General features: G+C 68.8%; 26 protein-coding genes. 5 read left to right on the forward strand and 21 right to left on the reverse strand.

Annotated features, from left to right (window positions below):
* The 7 genes from A5771_RS02210 to A5771_RS02240 all read right to left on the reverse strand — a co-directional run.
* On the reverse strand, positions 1–707 hold a 707-nt coding region (locus A5771_RS02210), incomplete at its 3' end, for a S8 family serine peptidase (RefSeq protein ID WP_234782913.1).
* Positions 685–2,199: a type VII secretion integral membrane protein EccD gene (gene eccD / locus A5771_RS02215; protein WP_064853572.1), complete on the reverse strand. Its 1,515-nt coding sequence runs from the start codon at positions 2,197–2,199 to the stop codon at positions 685–687. The genes A5771_RS02210 and eccD, both read right to left, overlap by 23 nt.
* A 197-nt stretch (positions 2,200–2,396) precedes the next feature.
* Positions 2,397–3,296: an ESX secretion-associated protein EspG gene (locus A5771_RS02220; RefSeq protein ID WP_064853573.1), complete on the reverse strand. Its 900-nt coding sequence runs from the start codon at positions 3,294–3,296 to the stop codon at positions 2,397–2,399.
* Between the two features lie 140 nt (positions 3,297–3,436).
* Positions 3,437–3,721, reverse strand: coding sequence for a WXG100 family type VII secretion target (locus A5771_RS02225; protein WP_013827941.1), 285 nt, complete (start codon positions 3,719–3,721; stop codon positions 3,437–3,439).
* A gap of 14 nt (positions 3,722–3,735) precedes the next feature.
* Positions 3,736–4,032, reverse strand: a complete 297-nt coding sequence (locus A5771_RS02230; protein WP_013827942.1) for a WXG100 family type VII secretion target — start codon at positions 4,030–4,032, stop codon at positions 3,736–3,738.
* Between the two features lie 80 nt (positions 4,033–4,112).
* A complete protein-coding gene (locus A5771_RS02235) occupies positions 4,113–5,327 on the reverse strand; it encodes a PPE family protein (RefSeq protein WP_064853574.1) in 1,215 nt (404 codons plus the stop codon).
* Between the two features lie 14 nt (positions 5,328–5,341).
* Positions 5,342–5,641, reverse strand: a complete 300-nt coding sequence (locus A5771_RS02240; RefSeq protein ID WP_064853575.1) for a PE family protein — start codon at positions 5,639–5,641, stop codon at positions 5,342–5,344.
* A 481-nt stretch (positions 5,642–6,122) separates the two neighbouring features.
* Between A5771_RS02240 and ypfJ the strand changes: the two genes are divergently transcribed.
* Complete coding sequence (gene ypfJ / locus A5771_RS02245) at positions 6,123–6,998, forward strand: KPN_02809 family neutral zinc metallopeptidase (protein ID WP_064853576.1); 876 nt, start codon at positions 6,123–6,125, stop codon at positions 6,996–6,998.
* Here the strand turns inward: ypfJ and A5771_RS02250 are convergent.
* Both A5771_RS02250 and A5771_RS02255 read right to left on the reverse strand, forming a co-directional pair.
* Positions 6,995–7,870: a dihydrodipicolinate synthase family protein gene (locus A5771_RS02250; RefSeq protein ID WP_064853577.1), complete on the reverse strand. Its 876-nt coding sequence runs from the start codon at positions 7,868–7,870 to the stop codon at positions 6,995–6,997. The genes ypfJ and A5771_RS02250 overlap by 4 nt on opposite strands.
* Positions 7,871–7,883: 13 nt before the next feature.
* Entirely contained in the window at positions 7,884–8,669 is a 786-nt protein-coding gene (locus A5771_RS02255) for an aldolase (protein WP_064853578.1), read from the reverse strand.
* Positions 8,670–8,713: 44 nt separating this feature from the next.
* On the opposite strand from A5771_RS02255, the gene A5771_RS02260 reads away from it, so the two are divergent.
* Positions 8,714–9,229, forward strand: coding sequence for a helix-turn-helix domain-containing protein (locus tag A5771_RS02260; protein WP_064853579.1), 516 nt, complete (start codon positions 8,714–8,716; stop codon positions 9,227–9,229).
* A 7-nt stretch (positions 9,230–9,236) separates the two neighbouring features.
* Here the strand turns inward: A5771_RS02260 and A5771_RS02265 are convergent, their stop codons facing one another.
* From A5771_RS02265 to A5771_RS02275, 3 genes are all read right to left on the reverse strand, one after another.
* Positions 9,237–9,761, reverse strand: a complete 525-nt coding sequence (locus A5771_RS02265; RefSeq protein WP_428844377.1) for a hypothetical protein — start codon at positions 9,759–9,761, stop codon at positions 9,237–9,239.
* Between the two features lie 81 nt (positions 9,762–9,842).
* Positions 9,843–11,144, reverse strand: coding sequence for a histidine--tRNA ligase (gene hisS / locus A5771_RS02270; RefSeq protein WP_064853581.1), 1,302 nt, complete (start codon positions 11,142–11,144; stop codon positions 9,843–9,845).
* Between the two features lie 22 nt (positions 11,145–11,166).
* Positions 11,167–11,844 (reverse strand): MBL fold metallo-hydrolase, encoded by a 678-nt coding sequence (locus A5771_RS02275; RefSeq protein WP_064853626.1) that lies wholly within the window; start codon positions 11,842–11,844, stop codon positions 11,167–11,169.
* Positions 11,845–11,954: 110 nt separating this feature from the next.
* Between A5771_RS02275 and A5771_RS02280 the strand changes: the two genes are divergently transcribed.
* A complete protein-coding gene (locus tag A5771_RS02280) occupies positions 11,955–12,839 on the forward strand; it encodes a peptidylprolyl isomerase (RefSeq protein WP_064853582.1) in 885 nt (294 codons plus the stop codon).
* A 120-nt stretch (positions 12,840–12,959) separates the two neighbouring features.
* Here the strand turns inward: A5771_RS02280 and A5771_RS02285 are convergent, their stop codons facing one another.
* The 6 genes from A5771_RS02285 to yajC all read right to left on the reverse strand — a co-directional run bounded on the left by A5771_RS02285 (position 12,960) and on the right by yajC (position 21,492).
* Positions 12,960–15,281 carry a RelA/SpoT family protein gene (locus A5771_RS02285; RefSeq protein WP_064853627.1) on the reverse strand — a complete coding sequence of 774 codons (2,322 nt, stop codon included), beginning with the start codon at positions 15,279–15,281 and terminating at the stop codon, positions 12,960–12,962.
* An 87-nt stretch (positions 15,282–15,368) separates the two neighbouring features.
* Entirely contained in the window at positions 15,369–15,914 is a 546-nt protein-coding gene (locus A5771_RS02290) for an adenine phosphoribosyltransferase (RefSeq protein ID WP_064853583.1), read from the reverse strand.
* Positions 15,911–17,569, reverse strand: coding sequence for an ABC transporter substrate-binding protein (locus tag A5771_RS02295; RefSeq protein WP_064853584.1), 1,659 nt, complete (start codon positions 17,567–17,569; stop codon positions 15,911–15,913). The genes A5771_RS02290 and A5771_RS02295 overlap by 4 nt, the downstream gene beginning before the upstream one ends.
* Before the next feature lie 6 nt (positions 17,570–17,575).
* The gene (gene secF, locus A5771_RS02300; protein ID WP_064853585.1) at positions 17,576–18,892 is read right to left on the reverse strand and encodes a protein translocase subunit SecF; all 1,317 of its coding nucleotides are present in this window, start codon (positions 18,890–18,892) and stop codon (positions 17,576–17,578) included.
* Positions 18,893–18,896: 4 nt separating this feature from the next.
* Positions 18,897–21,011, reverse strand: coding sequence for a protein translocase subunit SecD (gene secD, locus A5771_RS02305; protein WP_064853586.1), 2,115 nt, complete (start codon positions 21,009–21,011; stop codon positions 18,897–18,899).
* A gap of 172 nt (positions 21,012–21,183) precedes the next feature.
* Entirely contained in the window at positions 21,184–21,492 is a 309-nt protein-coding gene (gene yajC, locus A5771_RS02310; RefSeq protein WP_064853587.1) for a preprotein translocase subunit YajC, read from the reverse strand.
* A 175-nt stretch (positions 21,493–21,667) separates the two neighbouring features.
* On the opposite strand from yajC, the gene A5771_RS21560 reads away from it, so the two are divergent.
* Positions 21,668–21,988: a hypothetical protein gene (locus A5771_RS21560; RefSeq protein WP_082947012.1), complete on the forward strand. Its 321-nt coding sequence runs from the start codon at positions 21,668–21,670 to the stop codon at positions 21,986–21,988.
* Between the two features lie 31 nt (positions 21,989–22,019).
* Positions 22,020–23,369, forward strand: coding sequence for a 4-aminobutyrate--2-oxoglutarate transaminase (gene gabT / locus A5771_RS02315; RefSeq protein WP_064853628.1), 1,350 nt, complete (start codon positions 22,020–22,022; stop codon positions 23,367–23,369).
* 3 nt (positions 23,370–23,372) lie between these two features.
* On the opposite strand, the gene ruvB is transcribed toward gabT, so the two are convergent.
* From ruvB to ruvC, 3 genes are read right to left on the reverse strand one after another with little or no spacing between them, the layout of a single operon-like run.
* The gene (ruvB, locus tag A5771_RS02320; protein WP_064853588.1) at positions 23,373–24,425 is read right to left on the reverse strand and encodes a Holliday junction branch migration DNA helicase RuvB; all 1,053 of its coding nucleotides are present in this window, start codon (positions 24,423–24,425) and stop codon (positions 23,373–23,375) included.
* Complete coding sequence (ruvA, locus tag A5771_RS02325; protein WP_064853589.1) at positions 24,422–25,012, reverse strand: Holliday junction branch migration protein RuvA; 591 nt, start codon at positions 25,010–25,012, stop codon at positions 24,422–24,424. Before ruvA ends, ruvB begins: the two co-directional genes overlap by 4 nt.
* Complete coding sequence (gene ruvC / locus A5771_RS02330; protein WP_082947013.1) at positions 25,009–25,566, reverse strand: crossover junction endodeoxyribonuclease RuvC; 558 nt, start codon at positions 25,564–25,566, stop codon at positions 25,009–25,011. The genes ruvA and ruvC overlap by 4 nt, the downstream gene beginning before the upstream one ends.
* Positions 25,567–25,661 lie beyond the last annotated feature (95 nt).

Below are 25,661 nucleotides of genomic sequence, written 5' to 3' on the forward strand. Positions count from 1 at the left end.
GGCCCCCGCGCTGGCCGCCGCCCCGGCTCCCGGTCCGGCGCCGGGGCGGTCGGGGCGGCCGGGCCGTTGTTCGAACCGTTGGACGGTTCCGCGCCGTCGACTGGCGGCGGTGGAGGCGGCGCCGGCGGCGGCGGCATCACCACGATGGTCGTCTGCGGCGCCGGCGTCGGCGGCGGAGGTTCGTTGGTGGGAACCGACGGGGGCCGGCGGGTCTGGCGCGGCGGCGGCAGCGGAGTCACACCGTTGTCAGGGACCGCGGCGATCAGCGATGCCACCAGGGTTCCGTGCGCGTCGCAGTCCGACAGCCCGTCGCCGCCGGCCATCACGTAGTCGCCGCCGCCGATCAGATTCGGCATCCGCGGGTGCGGGGTCACGCCGGTGTCGATGACCGCGACGCTCACACCGGCCCCCCGACTGAATTTCCACGCCTCGGACAAGTTGAGCATGTCCATGTAGGCCGGCTGCACCCGGAAGTCGGTGTTCGGCAGGACGCCCACCTCGGTGCAGTACGAGGTCTGTCGCATCGCCTGCGGCGGCCCGGGCGTGCCGTCGGGCGGCAGTGCGCCCGGGTCGACTACCGGGGGATCGATTGCGCCGGCGACCGGCATACCGGCCAGCGAGCCACTCGCCATCATGACCATGGCGGCGCGGCGGGGCGCGGTGCGCTGCAGCCGACGCCCGCCGCTACCGGTACCGGATTGCTTCATAGGTATTCATCAACCACAGCGCCAGCGGGAACAACGGCATCAGGCACAGGTATTCGATCCACTCGACGAACTTGCGGAACAGCGGGCTGTAGATGGTGTTGGGCACGATCACCGCGGACAACAGCCCGAACATCGGGATCAGTGCCAGCAACGCCGCGCCGACCACCAGCGTCGTGGGCGTCCACTGCACCACGACGAAACGCACCACCACCGCGGCGACGATCACCAGACCGGTCAATGTGACCGTGAGTGCCTGCCAGCGATCCCGGAAGGAACGGCCGCGCAGAACCAGGAACCCGGCCGTCAGTCCGGCCAGCAGCACCGGCAGCCACGACCGGTCCGAGTGTGGGTCGGCCAGACCGGTGACGCACACCGCGATCAGCACGCCCAGCCCGGTCAACAGCCCGGTCAAAAACGATCGGGCGCGCTCGGCACGCAGCACCACCTCGCGTACCGACTCCGGCCCCTCCAGGGAGGCCGGGGCGCCGGGTGTGGTCACCACCGTGGTGGGCAGGTCGGGGCGCGCCTCGAACACCCACCGGCTCGTCGCCGACGGAAACACCGGCAACCGGAGGCCGGCCAGCCACCGCGACAATGACGGCGACCACTGATAGGCCAGCACACAGGCCAGGTAGACGCAGGCCATCAAGGTCACCGCGCCGGTCAGGAACACCATCCGCAGTACGCCGGCGAATGTCACCGCCGCGCTGATGACGGCGACGGCGCTGTAGGCCGCCAACTGCCGTCCGGTGAGCCGGATGACCGCCAGCGCACCGATGCCGGCGACGCCGAAGCCCAATGCCGCGTGCGCGGCGCCCACCTCGCCCGGCACCGCGGCCGCTGCAGCCACCGTCAGCGGTACCAGCCCGCTGGCCAGCAAGATGTCGCCGACCCGCCGGTCGGCGTCATTGCGGGCCTGGATCAGTACCAGCGCGGCGGCGATCAGCACCAGCAGCGCCATCCCCGCGCCGAACCCGGCTGCCAGCCAGTCCTCGTGCTGGTAGCGCCAGGCGGCGAGCAGTGCGGTCGCCAGCAGGACACCGGCCGACAGGGTCGAGACCCCGACCCGCACGGCGGTCGCCGCATCGACCGGGGCGAACTGCTTGGCGAGGTTCACCGCGACCGCGGTGGAGATGTGTTCGATAACCGGCGAACGCCGCTCCCGGTCCTCGATGAACCGCAGCCACAGCCGGTCACCGTCGTACACGTCCTGGTCGGTCAGCGACTGGTTCGGCCGCAGCGCGCTGCCGTCGACCAGGCACAGCACCCAGCGGCCGCGTCCCTCGGCCTGCAGGGTCGGCTCACCGAGCTCGGCAAGCCGGCCGTTGATCACCTTCAGCAACGGGTCGAGCATCACCGACACCGGCGCGTCGGCGTCCAGCAGCGTCCCGATCTGGACGCCCTCACCGGCCATGACTCCGACCACCACGGACCGGGGCGCCGACGGTGCGACTTCCCCGCCCGGCTGCGCCGACTCGATCGCCGTCGTCATGATCGCACCACCTCGACGAATATTGACCGCATTGAACCCATAGCTGCCGCCTCGCAATTTGTCATTTCAAAGTCTGTCCAATTCTAAAGGCAATGCATGTTATTCGCACGATTCGCGTTTTCCGGCAAATTTTCCGGTGCGTCACACGTCATTTCTGTCACACGTCATTTCGGTGCGCGTCAACTCCGGTGGGGCCGCTAGACCCTCCGATGCGTTTTCCAGGCACCGTAGGGCAGGGTGTCCAGGACGGTTTTGACGCCCACCTGGACCAGCTGCGGGGTGGCCGGGCAGATCGCCAGCCACGCTTCGCCTGAACCAGCGGTGCGCGCCTGCTGATACAGCGCGATTCGGCCGCCCGAGCCGTCTTTGAGCGACAACACCGAGGCACTGGGGCCCTTGGCGTCGTCGCGGTATTGCCGCGCATAAACCGCGGCCTCTGCGGCCGGCTCCGACAGCGCCTGGCCCAGCGCGGCGACGGTGGCGGGACTGATGCCCATCCGGCGCAGGTCTCCCCCGGTGAAGATGTTGAAGCCGGAGTCCTGCCAGCTCTGGGTCGCCTCCAGCATCTCCTCCATCGGCACGTTGACCGCAGTGATCTGCGCCGGATCGGCGTGGTGGATGGACTCCATGCCGTCGATCACCAGAGCGGCGATCGAGGCGGCATCGGTGACCGAGACATCGTCGACGGTGATGTCGGTGCCGACCCGCACCGCCGACACCCAGTGTTCGCCGCGCCGCGCCAGCAGCACCCGGAACTCGTTGTCCGGAATGTCACGGGTGCCGGGCGGCTGGTCATCGTCGTCGATGACCCCGTAGCGCAACTTGCCCAGCGACAGCAGGGCGACCACCTCGAGGTCGGGCGCGGCCAGCACCCGCATCCGGGCCGCCACCACCTCGTTGACCTCGTCCTCGACGACGATGCCCTGCTCACGCATCACCGCCATGCCGGGATGCTCCGAGAGCCAGTCGTTCGAATCGGTGGAAACATAAGGTCGGCAACGCAATTCGGGCGCGACGTGGCGGATGTCCAGCAGCGCCTGCAGCATCCAGAAACCCTCGACGTTGACGGTGATGTCGGTGCGGGTGCTCGGATCCATCACTACCCTCCTCTACCTTGCCGGTACTTGGCTATTGGATCACGCAGCGGCACGGCAATGTCTGCCACTACCCCACCCATTGCAGCACGCGGCAGCACACCGGTGGGTGGTGTGCTGCCGCGCTGCGTACTGCGGGTCGGTCAGGCCCAGCTGGAGCCGACCGAGGCGTCGGTGTTGGCCATGTTGTTGCCGGCGGTCTGCACCTTCTGACCGTGGGCGTTGGCCTGCTCGTAGATGACCGCGAAGTTGCGGCCCAACTGGGCCACGAACTCCTGGCAGGCCACCGAACCGGCGCCACCCCAGAAGTCTCCGGCAGCCAGCACGTCATGCACGATCGCCTGGTGCTCGGCCTCCAACGAGGCAGCCTGAGCACGGATCAACGCACCGTGGGCATTCACATCACCGAACTGGTAGTTGATGCTCATCTGTGGTTCTCCTTCTAGCTCGACAGGATCTGCTGGGAAGCAGCTTCCTGCTGCTCGTAGTGGTTGGCGTCACGGATCAACCCATCGCGCACCCCGTGCAGCATGTTCACGATGTTGCGAAACGCCGTCTGCATCTGACCCATGGTGTCCATCGAGGTCCGCTCGGCCAGACCACCCCACCCCGCACCGGAGATGTTGGTCGACGACGCCCACATCCGGCGGGCCTCATCCTCCACCGTCTGCGCGTGAACGTCGAAACGCCCCGCCATCGCCCGCATCGCGTCCGGGTCGGTCATAAAACGTGTTGCCATGAAAATTTCTCCTTCTTGCTCGGAATTAGTTGTGGTGCCGGGCGGCGGCCCGGCGGACACGTGTGTTCAGGCCCCTTCCGTTACCCGCCGGCCGGCGAACGGGGCATAACTTTGGGGGCCTTGGCGGCGACCGCTCCCAGTCCGCGTCCGGCCATGGCACCCATGAGCGCATTTCCGAACGGGCCACCGGGCAGCCCCGATGACGCCGACATGGTCTGAATGGGGGCACTGACCGTGGTCGACGGCAGCACCGGAGCGGCACGAACCATGCCGTCGGCTGCCATCGACCACGCTTGCGGCACCTTCAGCGCCCCCATCGAGGCGGCTTGGCCGAGCTTGGCGGAGATGGCGTTGGTGGCTGAGCTGAAGTGGCCGGCCAGCACGCCGACCGCGCCCTGCAGCTTGTCGTTGACGAAGTCGCCGATCTGGGTCATCAGGGTTCCGGCGCCGCCGGCGCCGGCGGTCTGGCCCGCCAGCGCGCCCGCCGTGCCGCCCATCGCGCCCATGCGGGCGAGCTGCGGGAGCATCATCAGCATGCGCATCGCCATCATGCCGAACGAGGTACCCATCGTCATGGGCGAGGTCAGCGAGTTGATCGGGGTGGCAAGGAGAGTCGCGTCGGTGATGCCGAGCGCGCTCGGATCGATGCCGAGCGTTTCCATGATCCCGCCGACGGTCGACAGGTTGTAGCCCGGGTTGACGACCTCGCCGCCGGGGGTGCCGGGTACAGGACCGCCTTCGGCCGGCGCCGGCTGTCCCGCCTGCGTCGCCTGTGCAGAGTTCGGCGGCGACGACTGGACCTGCATCAGGTTGTTGTTGGCCTGGGCCGAGCCGTGGTAGGTGTCCATCGCGGCGCCGTCCTGCGCCCACATCGCCTCGTACTGGGCCTCGGTCGCGGCGATCGCCGGGGTGTTCTGCCCGAAGAAGTTGGTCGAGATCAACGCCAGCAGCATTGCCCGGTTCGCCGCGATCACCGGCGGCGGCACCGACCCTGCCCGGGCCGCCTCGAACAGGGCGGCCGCCTGCGTGGCCAGTGCCGCGTTCTGGGTGGCGTTGGCCGACGCCTGCTGCAGCCAGGCAACATACGGCGCCACCGAAGACGTCGCCGCCGCGGATCCCATCCCGGTCCAGGTCGAAGCGAGGTTGGTGACCACCGAGTGCGTCGCCGTCGCTGACGTCGACAGTTCGGCTGCCAGGTTGGTCCAGGCCGCTGCCGCCTCCAGCAGAGGCGCCGAACCCGGCCCGGTATAGATCAAGCCGGAGTTGATCTCCGGCGGAAACACACTGAAGCTCATTGACGCGCCCTGACTCAGCCGGCCGATGCGGCGTTGGCAGCCTCAGTGAGGGCGTAGGCGTTCGAGTTCCCGCTCAAGGTGGCCACGATCTGCTGGTGAACCGCCGCAGCCTGGGCGCTGACCTGCTGAAAAAGCTGCGCGTGGGTAGCGAACTGGGCAGCAGTCATCGCCGACACCATGTCGGCGGCAGGGGGCACCACACCCATGGTGGGGGCAGCCGCGGCGGCCATGCCCGCGGTCATAGAATCACCAATTCCGGACAGGCTGCCCGCAGCCGCCGTCAAAACCTCCGGCTGGGCGGTTACGAATGACATCTTTCCTCCTGGAACCTGCAGCGATGTGGTGTTACGCGAACGAAGTCTGTGTCAGTAGTTGACGCGCGTCACTCTAGCGGACTCGTGTAATAACGGTCTGATAAAGCTTTGGTTGCCGATGCGACCGGCAGCTCGGGCCGCGGCGCCACTTAAGGCGCGTAACGGGATGAGCTGACGTGTCCACCGAGCAAACCACCTCTCCGGATAGCTGTGGCGGCCGTTGCAGGAGTGATCTCCCACTGCAGCCGGAAGCAGAACGTAACACCGGCGTCAGCGCCCCGTACAGCACGGCGACAAACATTCAGTAAAGGTTTGGGAACTGGTCAGACAACGTTGTCTTCACTTAGCGAAGTGCCGGTATTAGGCCCCGTCAGCCGCCGTCAACCCGCCCGGGTCGCCGGCGCGCATGTGCAAAGCTAAGGAGCCCCACAAGCAGGTCAGCCGGCCACCTTGAACCTACGACAATCCGACGGAGCGTGCGATGACCTTCAACGAAGGCATGCAGATCGATACCAGCACCACCTCATCCGGCGGCGGCGGTCGTGGGATCGCCATCGGCGGTGGTGTCGCCGGGCTGGTGATCATGGTGGTGGCGCTGCTGCTGGGGGCCGATCCCGGCGATGTGCTCAGCCAGCAGCCGGTGGATCGCGGGCAGTACACGGCGCCGGGATTCGACCTCAGCAAATGCCGCACCGGGGCGGACGCCAATAAATACGTACAGTGCCGGGTGGTGGCCACCGCCAACTCGGTCGACGCGGTGTGGTCGGAGCTGTTGCGCGGCTACAGCCGCCCCCAGGTGCAGCTCTTCAGCGGGCAGACCAGCACCGGATGCGGGGTCGCCAGCAGCGCGGTCGGGCCGTTCTACTGTCCCGCCGACCAGACCGCCTACTTCGACACCGACTTCTTCCAGGTGCTCGTCGACCAGTTCGGCTCCAGCAGCGGGCCGCTGGCCCAGGAGTATGTGGTGGCCCATGAGTTCGGCCACCACGTGCAGAACTTGCGCGGCGTGCTCGGCCGAGCCCAGCACGGCGCGCAGGGCGCGACCGGCGCCGGGGTGCGCACCGAATTGCAGGCCGACTGCTACGCCGGCGTGTGGGCGCACTATGCGTCGGTGACCAAACAGAAGAGCACCGGCGTGCCGTTCTTGAAGCCGCTGACCGACGAGGACATCCGCGACGCGCTGTCCGCGGCTTCCTCGGTGGGTGACGACCGCATCCAGCAGGCCGCCACCGGCCACGTCAACCCGGAGTCCTGGACCCATGGCGCTTCGACGCAGCGCCAGCACTGGTTCACCGTCGGCTACCAGACCGGCGACCCGGACCAGTGCGACACCTTCGCCGCAGCCGACCTGGGTTAGAGCTCGCCGAGTAGCCCGCGCAGCTCGGCGCGGCCGGCGTCGTCGAGCGGCAGCAGCGGGCGCCGCGGCGCTCCGGCCGGTACTCCGAGCAATTCCAGGCCGGCTTTGACCGTAGTGGCCAGCCCGCCGGCCACGATGAACTCCAGCAGCGGCTTGAGGTCGTCGTAGAGCGCCTGCGCGGTGTCCAGCTCGCCTGCGCTGACCGCGGCGTAGAGGTCCAGGCACGGTTGTGCGCGCAGATTGGGCGCCGCCGTGCACCAGCCGGCGGCGCCGGCGCGCAGCGCGTCGAGCACCAGCGGGTTGCTGCCGTTGAAGAACGGCAGGCGCCCGTCGGACAGCTTCGTGATCCGCAGCATCCGGGTCAGATCCCCGGTGGACTCCTTGACCATGGTGACGTGCTCGATGCTTTCGAACATGTTGACGAGCAGCTCGGGGCTCATGTCCACCCCGGAGGTGGCCGGGTTGTTGTAGGCGACGATGTCGACGTCGACGGCATCGGAGACGGCCTGATAGTGGGTGGTGATCTCGCGCTCGGAGAGTTTCCAGTACGACACCGGCGCCACCATCACCGCGTCGGCGCCGGCCTGCGCGGCATAACGGGCGCGCCGCACCGTGGTCGCGGTGGTCAGATCCGAGACGCCGACCAGTACCGGCAGCCGTCCGGCGACCGCCGCGATCGACGCGTCGACGCAGGCGTCGAATTCGGGTTCGCTGAGGTAGGCCAGTTCACCGGTGCTGCCCAACGGGGCGATGGCGTGTACTCCGGCGTCGACGAGGTGGTCGATGACGGTGGTCAGGACCGCGGTGTCGATACCGCCGTCGCTGAACGGTGTCACCGGGTAGCCGATGACACCGCGTAATTGTGCTGCCACGAGGACTCCTTAGTTATGCGGTGATCGCGTCGGGGTGGCCGGCCAGTGCGCGACGGGCGTAGTAGGCGAAATTGGCCTGGCTGCGGTTGGGCAGCAGGGTCCAGTCGTGGGCTTCGCGGGCGAGTTTCTCCGGGAGTTCTTTGATGGTGCCGGCAGCCATGGCGGCCAGTTGCAGCGCGGCGGCACGTTCGATCAGTACGGCCAGCGAGCATGCCTCCTCCACGCTGGCGCCGGCCACGATCTGGCCGTGGTGCGCCAGCAGGATCGCCTTCTTGTCGCCGATGGCGTGCGAGATGATTTCGCCTTCCTCGTTGCCGACCGGCACTCCGGGCCAGTTCGGCAGGAACGCGCAGTCGTCATAGAGCGGTGTGGTGTCCATGTGCGAGATGACCAGCGGAGTCTCCAGCATCGACAACGCGGCCACGTGGAACGGATGGGTGTGCACGATGCACTGCACATCGGGACGCGCCCGGTAGATCCAGCTGTGAAACCGGTTGGCCGGGTTGGCCATCCCCTCGCCCTCGAGGACGTTCAAGTCTTCGTCGACCAGCAGCAGGTTGTCTTCGGTGATCTCGTCGAACCCGAGGCCGAGCCGCTGGGTGTAGTAGGTGCCGGGCGTCTCGGCCCGGGCGGTGATCTGACCGACCAGCCCCGAGTCGTGGCCGCGGTCGGACAGCGCGCGACAGGTCAGCGCCAGTTTCTGGCGGGTCGACCAGATGTCTTGCCCGAAGTTCTCCGCGAATCGGCGCTCCGCGCGCTGCATCAGCTCGGATTTGGAGTCGGTGAATGTCTCGGCCATGACAACATGATATTCGATAGGACACTTTGTGTCATCATGGGGCGATGACCGACCTGTTGCGCGCGGTCCGCAAGCAACGCGGGCTCACCCTCGAAGCCCTCGCCGAGCGGACCGGCCTGACCAAGAGCTATCTGTCCAAGATCGAACGCAGTCACAGCACACCATCGATCGCGACGGCCATCAAAGTCGCCCAGGCCTTGGATGCCGATGTGGCCCAACTGTTCTCCGAACGCGGCGCCGAGGACAAAATCGCTGTCGACCGGGCCGCCGACCGCAGCGCGGACCGGCAACGCTACCGGGCGATGGCGTCGGGCATGCTGGGAAAGTCGATGTCCCCGTTTGTGGTACGGCCCACCGGGCGCACCGCGCGCGACGCCCATCCGCTCCATCAGGGCCAGGAGTTCGTCTTCGTCCACACCGGGACCGTCGAGTTGGAGTACGGCGATGCGACATGGACGCTGACCGCCGGCGACAGCGCCTACTTCGACGCCTCGATCAGCCACCGCCTCCGCACGGTGGGCAGTGAGCCCGCGGAGGTCGTCGTCGTGGCCGCGCAGTGAGCCGCGGCTACCAGGGGCGCGTCGAGCACGACACGCCGCTGCCGCCCTGCTGGGAGACCACCACCTCACCGTCGACGGCGATCTCACAGTGGAATTCGGGGTTGACCCGCAAGCCTCCGCTGGCGGTGACCAGCGCCCACTGGCCCGGGTCGGCCAGCGTGGCGGTGTAAACCAGCGGCTGCCCGCCGGCGATCGGCGCCCTGACGGTCTCCAGGTACTCCGAGGCGTTGGCGTTGTAGGCCGCCATGCTCGGCGGGTCGGTCTTGATGTAGGAGATGTTGGTGTTCAGGTCGCTGGTAGCGGTGATGGTGTAGGTGACCTCGTGACCGTTGGCCGCGCTTTTCTTCGGGGGCGCTTCACCCGAGGGCGCCGTTGAGTTCTCGGCCGGGGCTGCCGCCGGGGCTTCGGCCGGGGTTTCGGCCGTCGGCGGCGTCGTGGGCTCGGGGTCCGCGAGGGAGGTCGCTTGGCTGGCGGCCACTCCGGCGGCGGCCATCAGCAGCACCGTCCCGAACCTGGCTGTCACCTTCCGCATGGTCGTCATACCGCGTCACGGTACCGGAGGGTCAGCACCGGACGCTCTGAATCGCGTCGCATGCGGGGCCCGAAAATGCGCTCATGCAGGCGTTTCCCCGGATTCTCCGGCACCGTTGCAATCTCGCGGTAGCCGGCCCACGACCTCGGCGACGACGCTGTCGATCGGCACCTCGACCTGCTCGCCGGTGGTCAGGTCCTTGACGCCGACGGTGCCGGCCTCCAGGTCGCGGTCACCGGCGACCAGGGCGATCACGGCGCCGGAGCGGTCCGCGGCGCGCATCGCGCCCTTCATCCCGCGATCGCCATAGGCCAGATCCACCCGCACACCGGCGGCCCGCAACTGGCCGGCCAGCACCGCCAAGCGCAGTTTGGCCGCCTCGGACAGTCCCACCCCGAAGACGTCGCAGCGGGTGCTCGCCCCCACCGTCTTGCCCTCGGCGGCCAGCGCCAGCAAGGTGCGGTCGACCCCGAGCCCGAAGCCGATCCCGGACAGGTCTTGCCCACCGAGCTGACTCATCAGCCCGTCGTAGCGCCCGCCCCCGCCGATGCCGGACTGCGCGCCGAGCCCGTCGTGCACGAATTCGAAGGTGGTCTTGGTGTAGTAGTCCAGGCCGCGAACCATCCGCGGGTTGATCACATACGGCACTCCCAGAGCATCCAGATGTGCCAACACAATGTCGAAATGCTGTTTGGCGGCATCGGAGAGGTGATCGAGCATCAGCGGTGCGGCGGCGGTCATCTCACGCACCTGCGGGCGTTTGTCGTCGAGCACCCGCAGCGGGTTGATCTGGGCGCGGCGGCGGGTCTCCTCGTCGAGGTCGAGACCGAACAGGAACTGCTGCAACAACTCTCGATAGGCCGGCCGGCAGGTGTCATCGCCCAGTGAGGTGATCTCCAGCCGGAAGCCGTTCAGGCCCAGGGAGCGGAACCCGGCGTCGGCCACCGCGATCACCTCGGCGTCCAGCGCCGGATCGTCCACGCCGATCGCCTCCACCCCGACCTGCTGCAGCTGCCGGTACCGGCCGGCCTGCGGACGCTCGTAGCGGAAGAACGGCCCGGCGTAACAGAGCTTGACCGGCAACTGCCCCCGGTCCAGTCCGTGCTCGATCACCGCGCGCACCACCCCGGCGGTGCCCTCGGGGCGCAGCGTCACCGACCGGTCCCCGCGGTCGGCGAAGGTGTACATCTCCTTGGACACCACATCGGTGGACTCCCCCACCCCGCGGGCGAACAGCGCGGTGTCCTCGAAGATCGGCAGCTCGATGTCGCCGTAGCCGGCGCGCCGCGCCGCCGCCAGCAGCCCGTCGCGCACCGCGACGAAGCCGGACGACGCGGGCGGAACGTAATCGGGCACCCCTTTGGGGGCGGCAAAGGTGCTCACCCACTCAACCCTTTCAACGTGCTCACGCACTGAGCCCTTCTAGGAACGGGTTGAACCGGCGCTCAGCGCCGATGGTGGTCGCGGGTCCGTGGCCGGGCAGCACCACGGTCGCATCGTCGAGACACAGCAGCTTGTCGACGATTGAGGTCAGCAGATCGCGACCGCTACCGCCGGGCAGGTCGGTGCGACCGACCGAGTTCTGGAACAGGGTGTCTCCGCTGAACACCATCTCGTCGGCGTCGCCTTCGACCCGGAAGACCACCGAACCGCGGGTGTGCCCGGGGGTGAAATCGACGGTGACGGTGGTGTCGCCCAGGCCGATCTTGTCCCCGTCGCGGTCCAGTTCGACCAGCTGTTTGGGCTCGGAGAACATCACCTTGCTCAAGACGCCGAACAGCGCCTGGCCCGGCAGCGTGCCCAGCGACCGCAGTGGGTCGGTGAGCATGAAGCGGTCCTCGGGGTGGATGTAGGTCGGGCAGCCATAGGTGTCGGAGACCTTCTGCGCCGACCAGATGTGGTCGATGTGGCCGTGGGTGAGCAGCACCGCCGACGGCGTCAGCCGATTCTCGTCGAGGATGTGACGCAGCCGGGGCATCGCGCGCTGGCCGGGGTCGACGACGATCGCGTCGGCGCCTTGCCGCTGCGCCACCACGTAACAATTGCACGCCAGCATTCCGGCGGGGAATCCGGTGACCAACACGTGCACCAGTTTCCCATTGCGCGCCGTTGCGGCGTGGACGTGGGCGGTGCTGGCAGACTTTGGCAGACTGTAGAGCCGACTCACCCGCGAGCCAGGGAGGTAATCCGGCGGTGTCCACGAATGAAGAACGGCGCGCCCAAGCCAAGCGCAAGCTGGACCAGCAGATGCAGGAGCGCGCCGAGGCGGCCCGCAAGCAGCGCCGGATCCTGATGATCGCCGGCGCGGTGGTGGCCGTGCTGCTGGTGGCCGGTGTGGTGTTCGTGGTGCTGCGCGGCGACGGCGATACCGGCAGCGTCAACGCCTCTTCGACGTCGGAGACCGCCGAGCCGGCCGACTCCGCTTCGGCCTCGCCAGCCGAGCCCGGGCAGCTGCCGAAGTTCACCGCGTCGCCCACCCTGGGCGCCGATTGCCAGTACCCGAAGGCGCGCCCGGCCAGCAAGCCGGTGGATCCGCCGCGCTCCGGCAAGGTCCCAACCGAGCCAGCCGAGGTCAGCGTGTCGATGATGACGGATCAGGGTCCCATCGGGTTGATGCTCAACAACGCCCAATCGCCTTGCACGGTCAACAGTTTCATCAGTCTGGGCGCCAAGGACTTCTTCTCCGGCACCCAGTGCCACCGGTTGACCACGTCACCGATGCTCAGCGTGCTGCAGTGCGGTGATCCGGCCGGTGACGGCACCGGTGGCCCGGGATACGAGTTCGCCAACGAATACCCCACCGACCAGTACGCGGCGAACGACCCGGCCGCACAGCAGCCGGTGCGCTACCCGCGCGGCACCCTGGCGATGGCCAACGCCGGGCCCGGCACCAACGGCAGTCAGTTCTTCCTGGTGTATCAGGACTCGATGCTGCCGCCGCAGTACACGGTGTTCGGCACGATTCAGCAGGACGGGCTGGACACGCTGGACAAGATCGCCGCGGCCGGCGTCCAGGGCGGCGGCACCGACGGCCCGCCCGTCACCAAGGTGACCGTCAAGTCCATCCGCGCCGACTAATCGGTTCCCCTGCTCGTCCACGAGCGTGCGTAGACGTACGCCCACCCGCGGCGTGTCGTGGCCAGACACGCACCCTCGCGCCAAGTGGGGGCTACCAAGTGGGGGCTGCCAAGTGAGGGCTCAGGCCGCGGACGTCACCCGGTAGACGTCATAGACACCCTCGACGTTGCGGACCACGTTGAGCAGGTGCCCGAGATGCTTCGGGTCGCCCATCTCGAAGGTGAACCGGCTGATCGCCACCCGGTCACGTGACGTGGTGACCGACGCCGACAAGATGTTGACCTTCTCGTCGGCGAGCACCTTGGTCACGTCCGACAGCAGGCGGTGCCGATCCAGCGCCTCGACCTGAATGGCCACCAGGAACAACGACGACGGCGACGGCGCCCACTTGACCTCGATGATCCGCTCGGACTCCTGGCGCAGTGAATCGGCGTTGGTGCAGTCGGTGCGGTGCACGCTCACCCCGCCGCCACGGGTGACGAAACCCATGATCTCGTCGCCGGGTACCGGGGTGCAGCACTTGGCCAGCTTGGTCAGCACGCCGGGCGCGCCGGGCACCGCGACGCCGACGTCGTCGGAGCGCTGCCGGCGCGGCATGGTCAGCGGAGTCGCCAGCTCAGCCAGATCATCCTGGGCCTGATCCACCCCACCAAGCTGGGCCACCAGCCGCTGCACCACGTGGTGCGCCGAGATGTGATTCTCACCGACCGCGGTGTAGAGCGCCGACACGTCGCTGTAGTGCAGTTCGCGGGCCACCGCGGCCATCGATTCGCCGTTGACCAACCGCTGCAGCGGCAAGCCGACCCGGCGCACCTCGCGGGCGATCCCGTCCTTGCCGGATTCCAGCGCCTCCTCGCGGCGCTCCTTGGCGAACCACTGCCGGATCTTGGCCTTGGCCCGCGGCGACACCACGAACTGCTGCCAGTCCCGGGACGGCCCGGCGTTCTGGGCCTTGGAGGTGAAAACCTCGACCACTTCCCCGTTTTCGAGTTTGCGTTCCAGGGCCACCAGCCGGCCGTTGACGCGGGCACCGATGCAGCGGTGGCCGACTTCGGTGTGCACGGCGTAGGCGAAGTCCACGGGGGTCGAACCGTTGGGCAGGGTGATCACATCGCCCTTGGGGGTGAAGACGAAGATCTCCTTGACGGCCAGGTCGTAGCGCAGCGACTCGAGGAATTCGCCGGGGTCGGCGGCCTCTCGCTGCCAGTCCAGCAGCTGACGCATCCAGGCCATGTCGTCGATCTCGGCGGCGGCATTGGGATGCGGAACCCCGTTGCGGCCCTTGGCTTCCTTGTAGCGCCAATGCGCGGCGATGCCGTATTCGGCGGTGCGGTGCATCTCCCGGGTGCGGATCTGAATCTCCAGCGGCTTGCCCTCCGGGCCGATCACCGTGGTGTGCAGCGACTGGTAGACGCCGTAGCGCGGCTGCGCGATGTAGTCCTTGAAGCGGCCGGCCATCGGCTGCCACAGCGAGTGCACGACGCCGACCGCGGCGTAACAGTCCCGGATCTCGTCGCACAGGATCCGCAGCCCCACCAGGTCGTAGATGTCGTCGAAGTCGCGGCCCCGCACGATCATCTTCTGGTAGATCGACCAGTAGTGCTTGGGCCGGCCCTCGACGGTCGCGCCGATCTTGGACTTCGCCAGCGTGTTGATGATCTCGGTGCGCACCTTGGCCAGGTAGGTGTCGCGCGACGGCGCCCGGTCGGCCACCAGCCGCACGATCTCCTCATACTTCTTCGGGTGCATGATCGCGAACGACAGGTCCTCGAGCTCCCATTTGACGGTGGCCATACCCAGCCGATGCGCCAGGGGCGCAATGACTTCCAGCGTCTCACGGGCTTTGCGGGCCTGCTTCTCCGGCGGCAGGAAGCGGATGGTGCGCATATTGTGCAGCCGGTCGGCGACCTTGATCACCAGCACCCGCGGGTCACGCGCCATCGCGATGACCATCTTGCGGATCGTCTCGGCTTCGGCCGCGGTGCCCAGCACCACCTTGTCCAGCTTGGTCACCCCGTCGACCAGGTGGGCGACCTCGTCGCCGAACTCCCCGGCGAGTGCCTCCACGGTGTAGCCGGTGTCTTCGACGGTGTCGTGCAGCAGCGCGGCCACCAGCGTGGTGGTGTCCATGCCCAGTTCCGCCAGGATGGTCGCCACCGCCACCGGATGCGTGATGTAGGGGTCCCCGGAGTGCCGCAGCTGGGTGGCGTGGCGCTGTTCGGCGACCTCGTAGGCGCGCTGCAGCAGCGCCAGGTTCGCCTTCGGGTAGAACTGCCGGTGCACCGCGACCAGCGGCTCGAGCACCGGGCTCAGCGCGCCGCGCTGGGCGGTGATCCGGCGGGCGATCCGGGCCCGCACCCGCCGCGAGGCGCTGGTGGGCACCTTGAGTAAATCGGTGCGCTCGGTGGGCGAGTCCTGCTCAGGCGGCTGGAAGACCGCCACCGGCTGGCCGCCCTCCTTCTCGCGCCGCTCGGCCTCGAAGCCCTCGTCAGAGCTCACGTAGCTCACCTCCGACCACGAGAATATCGGCTAAATCCGGCGCAGGCTGTGCAGCGGCAACGGCGCCACCGCGGCGCGTCCGCCCATATCGGCCAACTCCAGCACCACCGCCGCCGCGACGACGTCGGCTCCGGCGCGGCACAACAGCCGCTGTGTGGCAGCCAGTGTGCCACCGGTGGCCAGAACGTCGTCGAGGATCACCACCCGGCGGCCGGCCAACGCGATTCCGTCGGCGGGGATTTCCAGCACCGCCTGGCCGTATTCGAGCTGATAGGCCTCCGTGAGCACCGGCGGCGGCAGTTTGCCGCCCTTGCGGACCGCCAGCGCGCCCACCCCGAGCCGGCCGGCGACCGCCCCGGCCAGCAGAAATCCCCGGGCGTCGATACCGGCCACCAGGTCGGCGCCCGCGGCGATTCGGGCCAGCGCGTCCGTGACCGCGGCCAGCCCGGCAGCGTCGGCGAACACCGGGGAGAGGTCTTTGAACGCGATGCCCGGCCTCGGGAAGTCGGCCACTTCGCGGGTCAACGACGCGATGATCTCGGCGGCGCCATCGCCTGCCGTTCCGGCTGATCTCACTGTTGCAGTGCCCAGCGGTCCATGTTCCAGCCGGCACCCCAGCGGGTGGGGTTGGCGGCCACGCCGTAGGTCTTCTTCGACGACAGCAGGGTGCGCTGCTGGCGGTACAGCGGCAGGGTCGGCATGTCGGCCCACAGCACCGGAGCGCTCTCGGCCAGCAGCCGCACCAGCTCGGCGGGGTCGGCGGTGACCGCCAGTGCGGAGATGATGCCGTCGATCTGGTCGTTGTGGTAGCCGGACAGGTTGTTGCCGTTGCCGCTGAACAGTTCGTAGGCGTCCATCGCCGACGACCCGGTCGAGCCGCTGCCGGTGGATCCGCCGGTGCTCGCCAGTAGCACGTCGATCTGCCCGTCGCGCAGCGCCTGCGGCCCGATGCTGTCCGAGGCCAGCTCGGTGACGGTGATGCCGGCCGGGGCGCACGATCCGCTGATCGCCCCGACCACCGCGGCCAGCCGGGTGTTGGGCCCGCGGTAGCCGATCCGCACCGTCAAAGGTTTGCCGCCCAGCGTGTCGCGGGCGGCGCCCGCGTCGGCGTGAACGAACTGCTCGGCCTCGGGCACGTTCTCGGCCTGGTCGAATGCGTCGTCCATGGCGGTGTTCAGGCGCGAGTTGACCATCGGCACACCGGCGTCGCGGGCGATCACGTCGCGCGGGGTGCACAGCGCCACCGCCCGGCGCGCCGGGGTCTCCGACAGCGGCCCGGACGGGGCGAAGATCAGCTGTTCGATACCGCCCGACGGGGTGTCGCTGCTCTGGTAGTCGTCCGGGGTGATCAGGGACCCGGCCGACCCGGTCGCCACGTCGACGACCTCCACGACGCGCTTGTTGACCCGATCGGCGATGTCGGCGCCCTGCGGCCACACCGTGATTCGCCTGGTGACCGGCTTGGCGCCCCACCACAGGTCGTTGGCCACCAGCACCACCGCACCCCCGTCGAGCACCGTGTCGATCTTATAGGGACCCGAGGACGGGAAGTTCCGCAGGTCGGCGTTGTGGTCGAGGTGCCAGGTGGTGTTCCAGGCCTCGGCGATCTTGGGCATGACCTCCTCGACCGGACCGAGTCTGCCCAGCGCCGCCTCGGCGACGTTCAGTCCGAGCTTGGCGCTGAGGATGTGCGACGGCATCATCGAGGTCGCGGCGAACAGCTCCTCGTAGTCGACGATGTTGCGGTCCGGGAAGAACGACACCCGGGCCTTCTTGGCGCCGGGCTCGCAGTCGATGTGCTCGATGTCGAGGTAGCCGGCTCGGCTGGCGGCGTCGAAGCCGCCGAACCGCCCGGATTGAGCCGCCCAGGCCAGCACCAGATCGTCGCAGGCGATCGAGTGGCCGTCGGAATAGACCGCCGCTTCAGCGATCTGGTAGTCCAGCACCAGTGGGGAGCGTCCCACCACCGAGATGCTGCCGAAATCGTGGTCGGTGACGATCTGGCCGTCGGGGCCGTGGTAGCCGAAGCCGGTCAGGCTGCGCGAGAACGCTTGCGGTGCCGCCGAAGCGGCGCCGGCCACCGAGGTGGTGTTGTAAGTGTTCAGGCCGCCGTCGACGGCGTAGTCGATCTGATCGACGGTGCCGCTGGTGCACGCCGACGCCGACCAGGCGCCCACCGCGGTGGCGAGCGCCACCACCCACGCCGCCGCAGGCCGACAGCGGGCCACCATCTTCCGTTACCGTCCGGCGTCCGGCTTGCCGGTCGGACGCTGGCTGCGCCGGCTGGTGGGGCGCACCGGCTTGGCGCCCGGTGCCGGGGCGGCCGGTGACGGGGCGGAGGCACCCGCGGCCACGGTCGCCTCGTCGTCGTCTTCGGCGGTGTCGTCGGCGTCATCCGCGCCTTCCAAGGCGGCCGGCGCGGACGTGGTACCGGTAGCGGCTTTGCGGCGCCGCATCACCTTGCGGTTGTGGTTCTGCACCAGCTCGGTGCGCTCCCGCAGGGTGACCAGCAGCGGCGTGGCCAGGTAGATCGACGAGTAGGTGCCGACGACGACCCCGACCAACTGCACCAGCGCGAGGTCCTGCAGCGTTCCCACCCCCAGCAGCCACACCGCAACCACCATCAGCGACATGATCGGCAGCGCCGAGATCAGGCTGGTGTTGATCGACCGCATGAAGGTCTGGTTGACCGCCAGGTTGGCCTCTTCGGCGTAGGTGCGCCGGGTCTTGTGCTCGAAGCCGTGGGTGTTCTCCTCGACCTTGTCGAACACGATGACGGTGTCATAGATGGAGAACCCGAGAATCGTCAGCAATCCGATCACGGTGGCCGGGGTGACCTCGAAGCCGACCAGCGAATAGACCCCGGCGGTGACCAGGACGTCGAAGACCATGGAGATCATCGCCGCCAGCGTCATATACCACTCGTAGCGGACCGTGATGTAGAGCGACGCCAGCAGCAGGAACACCACCAGCGCGATCACCGCCTTCTGGGTGATCTGCGCGCCCCAGGTCTCCGACACCGCCGAGTCGCTGATCGCCTGCTTGCTGGGCTGCCCATCGGGCCCGACGGGCTGGAACGCGTCGAACAGGGCGTCGCGCAGCTTCTCGGTCTGCTCGTTGGTGAGCGTCTCGGCGCGGATCTGCACGGTCGCCGACGAGCCGTTGCCGACCACCACCACCGATTCGGGGCTGCTGCCGACGCTGCTGCGGAAGACCTCTTCGACCTGGGTGACCGAGGTCTCTCCCCGCGGGAACGAGACCTTCGTGCCGCCGGCGAAGTCGATACCGAAGGTGAAGCCGCGGATCAGGATGCTCAAGATGGCGATCGCGACCATTGCGCCGCTGACCGCGTACCACAGCCGGCGCTTGCCGATGACCTCGAACGCACCGGTACCGGTGTAGAGCCGCGACAAGAAGCTGTGCTTCGGCGGCCGCGGCGTGCCGGTGGTCTTGCGGGCCGTCTCCTCGACGGCGGTGCTGGTGTCGGTCAGTTCGACTGCCTCGGTGTTCTTCGTGGCGCGCTTCGTGCCGCCCTTGGTGCTCGGTTTGGCCATCTGGCTATCCCTGTCCCGTCGACTGGGCGGTCACCCGCGCGCCCGTTTTGGCTCCGGGTCTGCCACCCGGTCTGCCGCCCGCCCTGGCTACCGCCCGCCGCTCGCGTGCCACCTGCTGAACCGCGCCGAGGCCGTTGTAAGTCGGCTTGGCCAGCGTCGGCGACTTGGACGCCAGGTACACCAGCGGCCAGGTCACCAGGAACACCACGACCAGGTCCAGGATCGTGGTCAGCCCCAGGGTGAACGCGAAGCCCTTCACCTGGCCGACCGCCAGGAAGTACAGCACCGCCGCGGCCAGGAAGGTCACCGCGTTGCCGGACACGATCGTCTTGCGGGCCCGCGTCCAGCCGCGCGGCACCGCCGAGCGGAACGAGCGGCCTTCACGGATCTCATCTTTGATGCGCTCGAAGAACACCACGAACGAGTCGGCGGTGGTGCCGATACCGATGATCAGACCGGCGATGCCGGCCAGGTCGAGCGTGTAGTTGATGTATCTGCCCAACAGCACCAGGATCGCGTACACCATGGCGCCGGCAAGCACCAGCGACAGCGCGGTCAGCACCCCGAGCACCCGGTAGTAGAGCAGCGAGTAGACCAGCACCAACGCCAGGCCGATCGCGCCGGCGATCAGGCCCGCCCGCAGCGAGGTCATTCCCAGTGTGGCCGAGACGGTTTCGGCCTCCGAGGCCTCGAACGACAGCGGCAGCGACCCGTACTTCAATACGTTGGCCAACTGACGTGCCTCGTCCTGGGTGAATCCCGGTGAGCCACCGGTGATCTGGGTGCGGCCGCCGGGGATCGCCTCTTGGATCTGCGGCGCGCTGACCACCTGAGAGTCCAGGGTGAACGCGGTCTGGGTGCCGATGTGGGCCGCGGTGTAGTCGGCCCAGGTGTCGGCGGCGGCGCTCTTGAACTGCACCTGGACGATGTTGGAGCCGCTGCGCTGATCCATTCCGGAGCTGGCGTCGGCGATCTGGTCACCGCTGATGATCGACGGTGCCAGCAGGTAGGCGGTCTGGTGGTCCTGCGAGCAGGTCACCAGCGGCAGGTCCGGGTCGTCGTTGCCGGCCAGGATGTCTTCCTTGTCGCACCGGCTGGCCTGGATCTGCAGGGCCAGGGCCTGCACCACCTTGTTGTCGCTTTGGCGCAGCCGCTTCTCGGCGGCGATGCGGGCCGCCAGGCCCTGCGGCTGGCCCGGTTGGCCGGGAACAGGCGGCATGCCCGGCAGTTGCGCTCCGGGGATCGGCGCCTCACCGGGCGTACCCGGCTGCGGGATGCCCGGGGATCCGGTGCCGCCCGGAACCTCGGTGGTGTTCTCCGGCCCGGGGCTCTCCGCGGTGGTGCTCGGCGATGGGGCCGGCTCCTGAGGGTAGGGCCGCGGCTGCGCCGGTGGCAGCAGAGGCTGCTGGGGAAGCGAACCATCTCCGCCGCCGAACGCGCCGCCGCCGAACGCGCCTTCGCCGCCGGCACCGCCACCGCCCGGCAGGCCCTGCTCACCCGAACCGGACTGACCGCCGGTGACCGGCGAGCCCGGCAAGCCCGGGATGCTGGGAACTCCGCCCGGGGCACCGGGGATGCCGCCGGGCATACCCGGAATTCCACCCGGGACACCGGGAACGCCACCCGGGACACCGGGAACGCCACCGGGGACGCCGGGAACGCCCGGCGGCAGGCCGGGCCGCCCGGGTCCGCCGGGAAGTCCGGGCATCTGGCCGCCGCCGGCCTGCTTGGCTTCCTCCACCGAGACCCCGCTGATCACCGGCCGGATGTAGAGCCGGGCCGTCTGCCCGAGGGTGCGCGCTTCGTTGCCGTCGCTGCCCGGCACCGTGATGACCAGGTTGTTGCCGTCGATGATGACCTCGGACCCGGATACTCCCAGGCCGTCGACCCGCGCGCTGATGATCTGTTGAGCCTGGATGAGCGCGTCGCGGGTCGGGGCGGAGCCGTCGGGTGTGCGGGCGGTGAGCGTCACGCGGGTGCCGCCCTGCAGGTCGATGCCGAGCTTGGGCTCGGCGAGCTTGTCTCCGGTCAGGAACACCAGCAGGAAGACGCCGATGAGCATTGCCAGGAACACCGCCATGTTGCGGGCAGGGTGCACCGGTGCCGAAGGCGATGCCACGTTGTTGAGTCTCCTTCGCTCATTGCACGATGCGCTCTCGCGATCGTCGGGGCTGCTCCGCGGGGGGCCAGCTCGCGACGATCAGTGCGACTGCACCCGCAAAAGGGTACGTGCCCGGCTGGCGGGCTCGGTCGTTGGGCGGGCGTTCCGCGCGTCGTGCTCGCGATCGCCGCTAGGCGTCTTCGGTGGCCTGTTCGACCACGGCGTCAGCGGTGAGCTCTTCGGGCTCGATCTTGTCCCGGATCGCCAGCTTCATCCAGGTGGTCACCACACCGGGCGAGATCTCCAGATCCACGGTGTCGTCGGTGATACCGGTGATTGAGGCCTCCATCCCGGAGGTGGTGTGGACCCGGTCCCCCACCCGCAGCGACTCGTGCAGGTCGATGGTGGCTTGCATCGCGCGCTTCTGCCGCCGCGAGGCGAAGAACATGAACGCGCCCATGACGATGAATAGCGGCAGGAAGGCAACCATGCTGTTCATGACGACAACCGATCTTTCAACTTGTTCGTACTGGATTTGGGCACCCGACCACTGACGGGCCGCTGTGATGACAACAGTCTGCCATTGTGTGGCGCGACTCGACGCCGGGACCGCAGTTGGCCCCTTAGGCTGTGGGGGAAATCGGGGGTCAGGATTCTTGAGGGAAGGTTGGCCGATGAGAAGCTTTGCGTGCGGTCTGGCTACCGCGGTGGCGTTGGCGGCGGCTCCCCTGGCGCTAGGAGCGATCGCAGCGCCCGCCATCGGGTCGGCGGCACCACTGGACTGCCCGGGCGGTCAGTACTGGGAGCCCAGCACCAACACCTGCATGCCCCTCGGTCAGGGCCCGACACCGCTGGACTGCCCCGGCGGCCAGTATTGGGAGCCCAGCACCAACACCTGCATGCCCCTCGGTCAGGGCCCGACACCGCTGGACTGCCCGGCCGGGGAATGGTGGAACCCGTTCGGCAACGCCTGCCGCCCGCTCGGCCAAGTCTGAACCGCGGCCGCTGAGGAGACCCGCCATGTCTGTGCCGTCACTGCCGCAGAGCCGTCACCTGGCCACCGAGATCCCGGGCCCCGGCTCGGTGCGGATGGCCGGGCGCCGCGCGGCGGCCGTGGCACGCGGGGTGGCCAGCACGTTGCCGGTCTACGCGGCGCGCGCCGCAGGGGGCATCGTCGAGGACGTCGACGGCAACCGGCTGATCGATCTGGGCTCGGGTATCGCGGTGACGACCGTCGGCAATGCCGCACCGCGCGTGGTGGACGGGGTACGCCAACAGGTCGGCGAGTTCACCCACACCTGCTTCATGGTGACGCCCTACGAGGGGTATGTGGCCGTCGCCGAAGCACTCAACCGGCTCACCCCGGGCAGGTTCGAGAAGCGCTCGGTGCTGCTGAACTCCGGCGCGGAAGCTTTGGAGAACGCCGTCAAGATCGCTCGGTCCTACACCCGTAAGTCCGCGGTGGTGGCGTTCGACCACGGCTACCACGGCCGGACCAACCTGACCATGGCGCTGACGGCCAAGTCGATGCCCTATAAGAGCGGCTTCGGGCCGTTCGCACCCGACGTCTACCGCGCGCCGACGTCCTACCCCTACCGGGACGGCCTGATCGACAAGGAGCTGGGCAGCGACGGCGAGCGGGCCGCCGAGCGCACCATCGGTGTCCTGGAGAACCAGATCGGCGCCCACAACCTGGCCGCGCTGGTCATCGAACCAATCCAGGGCGAGGGCGGATTCATCGTTCCGGCACCGGGTTTCCTGCCCGCGGTGCTGGCCTGGTGCCGCGACAACGACGTGGTGTTCATCGCCGACGAGGTGCAGACCGGCTTCGCGCGCACCGGCGCGATGTTCGCCTGTGAGCATGAGGGCCCGGACGGCTTGGTGCCCGACCTGATCTGCACCGCCAAAGGCATCGGCGGGGGGCTCCCGCTGTCGGCCGTCACCGGCCGCGCCGAGATCATGGACGCCCCGCAGGTCAGCGGCCTGGGCGGGACGTTCGGGGGCAACCCGGTGGCATGCGCGGCAGCACTGGGAGCATTGGCCACCGTCGAGGCCGACGACCTGGTCGGGCGGGCGCGGCAGATCGAGCGGGTGGTCTTCGAGCGCCTGGGCCGGCTGCAGGCCGACGACGACCGCATTGGCGACGTCCGCGGCCGCGGCGCCATGATCGCCGTCGAATTGGTGCGACCCGGCAGCACCGAACCGGACCCGGCGCTGACCAAAGCGCTGGCCACCGCGTGCCATCAAGCCGGCGTGATCGTGTTGACCTGCGGCACCTTCGGCAACGTGCTGCGGCTGCTGCCGCCGTTGACCATCAGCGACGACCTGCTCACCGAGGGCCTGGACGTGCTGGCCGGCGAACTCGCCAAGCTGTAGGGCCTACTCGAACAGCCCTTGTTGCCCCAGTCCCGCCGCGCCGGCCGGCGGCACCATGCCCAGGTGCGTCCAGGCCGCCGGGGTGGCGACGCGGCCCCGTGGGGTGCGGGCGATCATCCCGGCGCGCACCAGGAACGGCTCGCAGACCTCCTCGACGGTGGCCGCCTCCTCCCCCACCGCCACCGCCAGGGTGGAAACGCCGACCGGACCGCCGCCGAAACTCCGCGTCAACGCCGACAGCACCGCCCGGTCGAGGCGGTCCAGACCCAGCTCGTCGACGTCATAAACGGCCAGCGCTGCCTTGGCCACATCGCGGGTGATCACCCCGTCGGCGCGCACCTCGGCGTAGTCGCGTACCCGGCGCAGCAATCGGTTGGCGATCCGCGGGGTGCCACGGGATCGGCGTGCGACCTCGGCGGCCGCTTCAGCCCCGAGCTCGATGCCCAAGATCGCCGCCGAGCGCGTCAGCACCCGCTGCAGTTCGGCCGGCTCGTAGAAATCCATGTGCGCGGTGAAGCCGAACCGGTCCCGCAGCGGGCCGGTCAGCGCACCGGAGCGAGTGGTCGCCCCGACCAGGGTGAACGGTGCGACTTCCAGCGGAATCGATGTCGCCCCAGGGCCTTTGCCGACCACGACGTCGACCCGGAAGTCCTCCATGGCCAGGTACAGCATCTCTTCGGCGGGCCGGGCGATGCGGTGGATCTCGTCGATGAACAGCACATCGTGCTCGACCAGATTCGACAGCATCGCCGCGAGATCCCCGGCCCGCTCCAGCGCGGGCCCCGAGGTCACCCGTAAGGCGCTGCCCAGTTCGCTGGCGATGATCATCGCCAGCGACGTCTTGCCCAGACCGGGCGGGCCGGACAGCAGGATGTGATCCGGTGTGCCGCCGCGATTCTTGGCGCCCTCGATCACCAGTTGCAACTGCTCGCGCACCCGGGGCTGGCCGATGAACTCCGCCAGGCTGCGTGGACGCAGGCCGGCGTCGATGTCGCCCTCGCCGACCGTCAGTGCCGGGGACACCTCGCGGGCATCTGCGTCGTCGGGTTCGCTCACTTGGTCTTCCCCAGCCGGCTCAGCGCGGTCCGCAGTACATCAGAGGTGTTGGCGTCGGGATTCTCGGCGAGCACTTTGTCGGTGGTCTCCTCGGCCTGCTTGGCGGCAAAACCTAGGCCGACAAGGGCTTCGATGACCGGGGCGCGCACCGCGTGACCGTTGAACACGGCACCCTCGGCTGCTGCCACCGGCCCGATCTTGTCGCGCAGTTCCAGCACCAGGCGCTCGGCCCCACGCTTACCGATGCCGGGCACCCGGGTCAGCGCCGTGACGTCGGACTCGGCCAGCACCCGGCGCAGCGCGGCCGCGTCATAGACCGCCAGCGCGGCCAGTGCGATCTTGGGCCCGATTCCCGACACCCCGATCAACGTCAGGAACAGATCACGCGCATCGGCGTCGGGGAAGCCGTACAGCGTCATCGAATCCTCACGCACGATCATCGCGGTGATCAACCGCGATTCGCTGCCGCGGCGCACCGTCGACAGCGTCGCCGGGGTGGCCATCACCTTGTAGCCGACCCCGGCCGCCTCGACCACCACATGATCGAGTGCGATGTCGATGACCTCACCGCGCACCGAAGAGATCATGCCCGCGCCGCCTTGAGTTTGGCGGTGTAGCGGCGCCGCGCTTCGGCGGCCAGCGCCTCGGCGGCCGCCATCCGGGCAATCATCGGGGCGCGCCAGCAGTGGCAGATCGCCAACGCCAGCGCGTCCGCCGCGTCGGCGGGCGTCGGCTTCTGCTGCAGCCCAAGGATTCTGGTGACCATCGCGGTGACCTGCGCCTTGTCGGCCGACCCGTTGCCGGTCACCGCGGCCTTGACCTCGCTGGGCGTGTGGAAATGCACATCGATGCCCCGGCGGGCGGCGGCCAGCGCGATCACCCCGCCGGCCTGGGCGGTGCCCATCACAGTGGAGACGTTCTGCTGGGAGAACACCCGCTCGACGGCGAGGACATCGGGGCGGTGGGTATCGAGCCAGTGCTCGGCGGTGTCACTGATCGTCAGCAACCGCTGCGGCAGGGGCTGACCGGCCGGCGTGCGCACCACATCGACGTCCAAAGCGGTCACCTGGCGCCCCCGGCCGCCCTCGACCACCGACAACCCGCAGCGGGTCAGCCCGGGGTCGACGCCCATCACCCGCACCGCACACTCCCTACTGTAGTGAACATCTGTTCGAACAGTAGCGGTTGGGGCCGACGCGCCCCGGCAGGACACGCGGAGGTGGTAGCGGATTCCGC

This window comes from Mycolicibacter sinensis (assembly GCF_001667375.1).
Lineage (GTDB): Bacteria > Actinomycetota > Actinomycetes > Mycobacteriales > Mycobacteriaceae > Mycobacterium > Mycobacterium sinense_A.